This window comes from uncultured Campylobacter sp., from assembly GCF_938031315.1.
Classification (GTDB): Bacteria; Campylobacterota; Campylobacteria; order Campylobacterales; family Campylobacteraceae; genus Campylobacter_B.
In genome coordinates this window covers 1-6,693 of sequence record NZ_CALHHT010000007.1, presented here as the reverse complement: position 1 = coordinate 6,693, position 6,693 = coordinate 1, and the positions used below count along the sequence as shown (strand labels likewise).

Here is a 6,693-nt window from a genome sequence, read left to right as displayed (position 1 = left end):
AACCTATACAAGACGAATTGGACGAAAGGTTTAAAGGTAGCGGCAACAAAGAGCTTCTAGCGTTCTTGATGGAAAATAAGGCTACTTACGAGGGTATTTATGAAACGGCAGTAAATCAGCCGAAATTTTTTACAGATTTGGGCGAAGTGGGTAACGCTTTAAAAAATAAAGATACTAAAATGCAAGAGCTCCTAAATATGCTTACCGATAAAAACGGCACAAATAACACCTTAAAACGCCCAATAAAAATGCAAAAGCACTTCCGCCATTCGTGTATAACGCTAAATTTTACCTTGCGGCCGATACGAACTTACAACAATTGGGCGGCGATGACAGTGTGATAAAGGAGTATCTAGGCGGCTTATTTAATCGCTTCATCATCGTCTATACCAAAGACGTATTTTCTTACGAGAATGCAAAATTTAACACAAATAAGCCAAGCTATGACGAGATAGCAAAGTTTGAAAGTAAAATCGTGGATTTGATGAATTTCTATAAAAAGGAGAGCTATCAAATCGACACCAATGCCCTAAAACAAAATGAGAATTATGATAAATTTTGTAGGCTCATACACTCAAAAAAACAAAATAAGGCAGATGAGTTTAAAGAGCTCTATACTCGCGTGGTGCAAAATCTAAATGCAATTATACAAACATTACACTATTTGAATCAATATGAGATTAGCGAGGACGGTGGCTTTAAATTTAACTCGAAAGTAGCAGACAAGACGATAAACGAAGCGATAAAATTCATAGAGCCGTATACGAATTTAACCCTTTTGTTTAGCGAAATCAACGGGCAATCAGAAGACATACAAAACATGCGCCATAAAATGCTTGAATACGTAAAAATGCAAATCGATAAAAAGGGAAGTTGTAGTATAAAAGACATAGCTATGAATAGAGCGTTTAGGAAATACAGGACTGACGATATACGAGCAATTTTAAAAGATTTTGTAATGGAAGAGAAGAGGAATTTGATAATTTTGGCTTAAGCTTATTTATAAATTTAAGCCATTTTGTGAAACAATATAGAAAATCAGGCAAGAATATTTAAGAAATTTAATGATTTTTAGCCACCTTTTTGCAAATTTTAGCCACCTTTTTTGCCTACAAATGGGAATTTGCTCAAAATGGTGGCAAAAAGTGGCAGAATTTAGCCACCTTCTTTTATTAATCCGTGAAACACCATTAAAAAGATATTTTACAGTACTTTTAAATTTAGTTTTCTTAAGCGAATTTTACTAAATTTTAAGCTTTATCTAAGTTTTATAACGCCCGCTATGTGGGCATTAAAGGCAGGAATTCCCATTTGTAGACAAAAAAGGTGGCTAAAATTCTATAAAAACAAAATAGTGATTAGGCAAGAAATTAAATTTAAGTTTTCTGCAAAGCTTAAGCAAGCAGTAAAATTTGACATTTAATATATTTTGTAGTATTATTCTAAGTATTAAAAAGGATATAAAATGAAAGCAATCTTAGCAACGCAAACAGCCAGTATTTCAGAACTCAAAAAATCTCCTGCTCAAATCATAAAAGAAGCAAAAGACGAAGCGGTAGCGATTTTAGTGCATAATGTCCCAAGTGCGTATTTGGTACCAAGCAATCTATATGAAAAAATGCTAGATATAATCGATGATTACTATCTCTCAAAAGAAGCAGATAACACGATAAAAAGTAAAGAAAAGCCGGTGAAGGTAAGCCTGAATGAGTTATGAGCTAGAATTCTTACCGCTGGCATTAACGGAGTGTTTGACTTCCCATACAAGGAGGTCAATATGTTTCAGGTAGTGGATCCGACGATAAAAGAGGTAACGGCGATGAACTTCGAAGAAGTGACGACGCAAATTTGGGAGTTTATGGAGTATCCGAAAAATCATCCGATGCTGCCGAACGTGAGCAAAAGCCACTTTTGGGAGATGATGGAGATGTGGGCGAGCTATCCGGTAATAGGCATGAACAACGAAGTGGACGAGGGGGCGTCGGAGATGTCGGACTTTTCGCAGGAGATACTGGAGCTAACGCAGGAGCTTCAGGAGGAAGTGAACGAAGCGACGGACAAAGAGAGAGCGATCTTTCGGATGAAGCGAGAACTGGCCATGAAAGTAGCCAATCTACAAATAATTTGGATAATGACGCACTACATCAAGCCGCAATATTTGCTGGCGACGATGTACGAGACCTATACGCTAGCGGAGAGAGACGAAGAGGAGCTGAAGAAGTATTTAGTGCCGGAGGTGATAGCCACGGCCAAGGACGAGAGCATACCGATATTGGGACCGCTAGGAATGTGGCAATACCGAATGGGGATACTTCATCGCTGGACGATGCAGCTTCAGAATATGGGGATGATAGACGATATACAGATGAGAAACAACTATATGACGCCGGACTCGGAGCAGAAACTGGCATTCGCGCTAGCGCTTCAGGAGTTAGCGGAGATGGAAGCGCTCGCCAATCCGCTAGCCAAGCAGATGAGAGAGATGGGCAATACGGATTTGGAAATATTCAAGGCGCTGGGAGTGGATATATACAAGGAATACCTGAAGCTTCCGCAAACGGCTTATCCGATGGACGAGATCAGAGCGAGAGCGTTTCATTACCAAAATGATAAAATACTACAAATTTCTTAGAAAGGATTTGAAATGGCTTTAACAGAAAAAGATTTAAAAAAGTGGCAGAAAGTATGCGATCATTTGACGCGAATGGATAATGACGCCGAATACTGCAAGGAAATCGAAAAACAACTTTATCGCGGCGCTCCAAAAGAGCTGATAGAAAGCATGGAACGGGAGATGGCTAAATATGAAACTAAAAAGCGAAATAAAAAAGATTGATTTCGGCTCTAATGCCGAATTGGATGAAGTTCAAAATTTAGCGATCGAATTTGCTAAGAATTCAACGGAGTTTATATTGGAGGGCTACAACAAACACCCAGATACTATGGACGGCCGCTATATCTGTTCCGATACATTCAAAGAGCTTTTTCCTATTTTTAAGATAAAGGAAAATAGGGCGCTAGTAAATGATGCTATACATAATTCTTCTGCCGTTTTGGCGGCGACGCAGTTTGAAGAGGTTTTGAAGCGCGATGAGCCCGGCAAAACTAAAGCAATTTTCATCACCGGAATTCCTGGAGCCGGAAAAACTACCTCGGTTAAAGAATTTATGACCGATGACGAAGTAAAGCTTATTTTTGAGGGCCAGTTGGCAAACCCGGCGCCGACTATCCCAAAAATAGAGCAGTGCCTACAAAAAAATTTAGACGTTACGATTGCTGCGGTGCATATAGAACCCGAAAAGGCTTTAGACAATACTTTTAAACGCTTTAATGAATATGGGCGCGGCGGAAGTATCGAAGTGATGTCTAGTATCCAAGGAAACTTACCGAGCGGTTTAAAAAAGTTAAAAGAGCATTTTGGGGATAAAATTAATATTATCGCTATTGATAAAAATAATGGCGAAAATAAAGTTTTAACCGACGAAAAAGAGATCTATAAACTAATCGATATCGGCTCAAAAGAGGAAATTTTCAAACGTTTAAAAACCAAATTAGACCAAGATTTCCAAAAAGGCAAAATCGGCAAAGCTTGTTTTGCCCAGGCGAACGAAACGAAGCTAAATAAAATCATGTCTATCCAAATCGATAAAGCCGAGATCGCAAAATTTAAAAGCGAGCTATAGTAAAATGCACGAGCAATATGGCCTTAAGACTTAATCCGCGATAATTTTAGTATGCCTCAAATATCGTTAAATCAGAGCTTTTCTTGATCCGCTTCGGCAAATTTCATCTCAATGCTTTGTAGGTATTAGACTCTCTTATGTGCTCGTCGCGCCTCTATCGCCAAAGTAAAATTTAGCCGAGCTTTTCTGACTTAAACGCCCTTTTTGCCGTCATATAAAAGCCGCTAAAGATAAAAAGCGGCATACAAAGCGAAACGAGCGACCATAAAATTTTACCCGCGAGCCCAAAAAAATACCCCGTGTGAAGCTGATAGTTCGCATCTTTAAACTCGCCCACGGTGATACCGTCCGTCTGCTTCTGCTCCGCGATCTTGCCCGCTTTTAGATCGACGCTCGCGCCTTTTGGACGCGCGGTGGCTGGCGCATCTGGCTCATAATACCTGACGTCGATCTTATCTGACGCCGCGAGCATTAGGGTAAATTCTTTATACTCTATACCGCTTGATCTGAATATCTCATAAGCCCTCTGCGCGTCGCTAAATTTATACGTAGCGGGCTTTTTGCCCTCCTCCTTAGCAGGTGCGACGGCGTGATCTTTAGAAGCGGCGGCTTTAGGCGCGCTAGCTTGCGGTAAATTTTGAGAGCTAACGAAAAGCTTCATCACCGCATCGTTATACCAGCCGTACGACCAATTAAGCCCGGTTAAGCAGATAAGCAGGTAAATCACTGCACTTAGCGAGCCTAGGCTCGTATGTAGGTTATAAAAAAGAGCGTATTTTTTGAGTTTAAAATTTGGTCTTATAGCTTCGATAAATTTGCGCCTAAGCCTTGGGAAATGCAGCCAGACGCCGCTTATTACGAGCAGTATCATCGCCACGACGCTCGCACCCACGATCTGTTTGCCAACCTCGGCTGCGGTTTTATTGCCACTTAGCGCTAGGCCCAAATTTCGATGCAGCGCCATCACCGTTAGCACAAAGCCCGTGCCGCGATCCTTGCCGATGATCTGCGCGGTGTATGGATTGACCAGATACGCATCATTTCTGTTTGCGTAAATGACGAAGGCTTCGTCATCGCTTTTGGGCACGACGAGCCTTACGGGCTGCTTAGCGCCCGTTTGCTCGCTAAAGCTTTGCAGGATTTTCTCCACGCTTTGCATTTCGCCCGTTTTTTCGACCTTTTTAGAGCCCGCGTTTATTAGCGCCTCAAACTCGTGCTGATACGACAAAATCGCGCCCGTAACGCCAATGATAAGCAGCGGGATAGAAAAAACGATCGACAAAATAAGATGGACGTTAAACAAAATTTTATTGCGCTTCAAAAGCGAGCTCATTGTAGATCCTTGCGAGATAAATTTAATCTTTATTTGATTGAGGTTCGCAATTATATTGTGCGATTTTAAATATTTAGATAATTATCATTAAGATTTAGGATGCGAAATTTTAAGGCACGTTATGGCATCGCAAGAGCGCCTAGGCACCTCGCGTAATGTCATAAACTGCATATTTCAGAATATCAAAGCTAAAAATTTAATCCGCCTTTCGCGCGGCTAGATCACGCTAGCGAGATAAAATTCTAATCGCGATTTATAAAAAGCGCGCTTAGAATCTCGTAAATTTAGAAATTTTGCGCTAAAATTGCCAAAGACGCGAGCTTGCGCAATCCAAAAAACAAGGTCATTATTATGTCGCAAAGTATAACCGAGTTTGCTTCGATAATCCTTTATGTTACGATAGGCTTTTGCCTTCTTGTTTCATTGCTTGATAAAAATAGATCATTCAAAACCGTAGATCACGGAACTCTGTTTATCTCCACCGATCCGCTTTTAAAAATGCAGATGTTTATAATGTGCTTAAGCTTCGGTGTAGTCACTCTATCCAGCTCGCACGTAGCAAAACACAACGGCAAGCCGATACCCTGCTTTTACACCCACGATAAAATTTGTTCGCAGGAATACAAAGCGGCAGGCATAAATTTAAGATGCTTCGAAGAAGGCGATCCCAGATGCGTGGATGGGTATCTGCAAATAAGCGAGCCTAGACTAATACTCGGCAAAATCATATCTGTCTGCGCCATAATTTTTTCATTTATCGTGCTAATTCAAAAAGGAATCAGAATAGATAAAAGCGGCATCTGCAAAGAATGGGAGGTTCTGCCGTTTAGGCATACGGAAAAGATATACTTTGACGAGATGAACTACGCCACATGGTTTATAAGAGGCGTAAAAATAATCAGCATACGAGGCAAAATTAGCGGCGTTAAATTCGGGGCGGGATTTTTATATGCACGAAGGGATATAGATTTTTTGCAAAATTTTATATTAGAAAAGCTCGCTGAAATTTCAAAAGCTAAAGCAAGCGAGCAAAATGCACGGGCTTAATTTAACGCTAAAAATATCTAAATTTAAGGCGGCAGCATGATATTTTTATATTTGGTATTCGGCATAAATCTTTTACTGTTTGGGCTTGCTATTTTTAAAAGCATGGTTTTTAAAAGCAACGCCTCTTATAAAACCGTGCAAAAGGGCGCCTGGCTCATACCTCCTAGCCCCATAGCAAAAACTATGCTTATCGTGCTATTTTTATCCTGGGGTTCGCTGGTAGCATTTGATGAGCCTTGGATAAAAACAACAAGAGGCGGAGGTAAAGTGCATGCTTTGATACAAACGACCCTTTATGCGTAGGCGGGTATATACAAAGAGGCAGTGGCGAGACCGCGCTCGTGATCGCGATGGGTCTTGCAATGATGCTAATTGCCATACTGCCGTTATCCGAAAAGGGCGTCATCATAGACAGCCGCACTGTAAGGAAAGAGTGGAAATTTTTATCGTTTAAATTTAGCACAAAGATCGATATAGAAAATGCCCTTACGGAGAAAGGGATGAGGGGTGAGATGCCGATTTTGATAGTAGAAGACGGGCAAAGCGGCAAAAATTTTACGCTCTCATTCCCATACGCACAGCAAGATATAAAATTTATCGAAGCAGAGATAAGAAAGAGGCGCTATAAGA

General features: G+C 40.7%; 10 protein-coding genes. 9 read left to right on the top strand and 1 reads right to left on the bottom strand.

Annotated elements, in window-relative coordinates; all coding sequences use genetic code 11:
• The 6 genes from Q0236_RS00200 to Q0236_RS00175 form a co-directional block, all read left to right on the top strand.
• Positions 1–341: hypothetical protein (locus Q0236_RS00200; RefSeq protein WP_297913611.1), on the top strand; the 341-nt coding region annotated here is incomplete at its 5' end.
• Positions 338–994, top strand: coding sequence for a hypothetical protein (locus Q0236_RS00195; RefSeq protein WP_297913609.1), 657 nt, complete (start codon positions 338–340; stop codon positions 992–994). The genes Q0236_RS00200 and Q0236_RS00195, both read left to right, overlap by 4 nt.
• Positions 995–1,465: 471 nt before the next feature.
• The gene (locus Q0236_RS00190) at positions 1,466–1,717 is read left to right on the top strand and encodes a type II toxin-antitoxin system prevent-host-death family antitoxin (protein ID WP_297913605.1); all 252 of its coding nucleotides are present in this window, start codon (positions 1,466–1,468) and stop codon (positions 1,715–1,717) included.
• A gap of 60 nt (positions 1,718–1,777) precedes the next feature.
• On the top strand, positions 1,778–2,632 hold the full coding sequence (locus Q0236_RS00185; protein WP_297913602.1) for a hypothetical protein: 855 nt from the start codon (positions 1,778–1,780) through the stop codon (positions 2,630–2,632).
• 12 nt (positions 2,633–2,644) lie between these two features.
• Positions 2,645–2,836, top strand: a complete 192-nt coding sequence (locus Q0236_RS00180; protein ID WP_297913599.1) for a hypothetical protein — start codon at positions 2,645–2,647, stop codon at positions 2,834–2,836.
• On the top strand, positions 2,805–3,683 hold the full coding sequence (locus Q0236_RS00175) for a hypothetical protein (protein ID WP_297913597.1): 879 nt from the start codon (positions 2,805–2,807) through the stop codon (positions 3,681–3,683). The genes Q0236_RS00180 and Q0236_RS00175 overlap by 32 nt, the downstream gene beginning before the upstream one ends.
• 172 nt (positions 3,684–3,855) lie before the next feature.
• On the opposite strand, the gene Q0236_RS00170 is transcribed toward Q0236_RS00175, so the two are convergent.
• Positions 3,856–5,016, bottom strand: a complete 1,161-nt coding sequence (locus tag Q0236_RS00170) for a PepSY domain-containing protein (RefSeq protein WP_297913594.1) — start codon at positions 5,014–5,016, stop codon at positions 3,856–3,858.
• 351 nt (positions 5,017–5,367) lie between these two features.
• Between Q0236_RS00170 and Q0236_RS00165 the strand changes: the two genes are divergently transcribed.
• The 3 genes from Q0236_RS00165 to Q0236_RS00155 all read left to right on the top strand — a co-directional run.
• Positions 5,368–6,063 carry a hypothetical protein gene (locus tag Q0236_RS00165; RefSeq protein WP_297913591.1) on the top strand — a complete coding sequence of 232 codons (696 nt, stop codon included), beginning with the start codon at positions 5,368–5,370 and terminating at the stop codon, positions 6,061–6,063.
• Between the two features lie 36 nt (positions 6,064–6,099).
• Positions 6,100–6,366 carry a hypothetical protein gene (locus tag Q0236_RS00160; RefSeq protein WP_297913588.1) on the top strand — a complete coding sequence of 89 codons (267 nt, stop codon included), beginning with the start codon at positions 6,100–6,102 and terminating at the stop codon, positions 6,364–6,366.
• A gap of 59 nt (positions 6,367–6,425) precedes the next feature.
• Positions 6,426–6,693: hypothetical protein (locus Q0236_RS00155; protein WP_297913586.1), on the top strand; the 268-nt coding region annotated here is incomplete at its 3' end.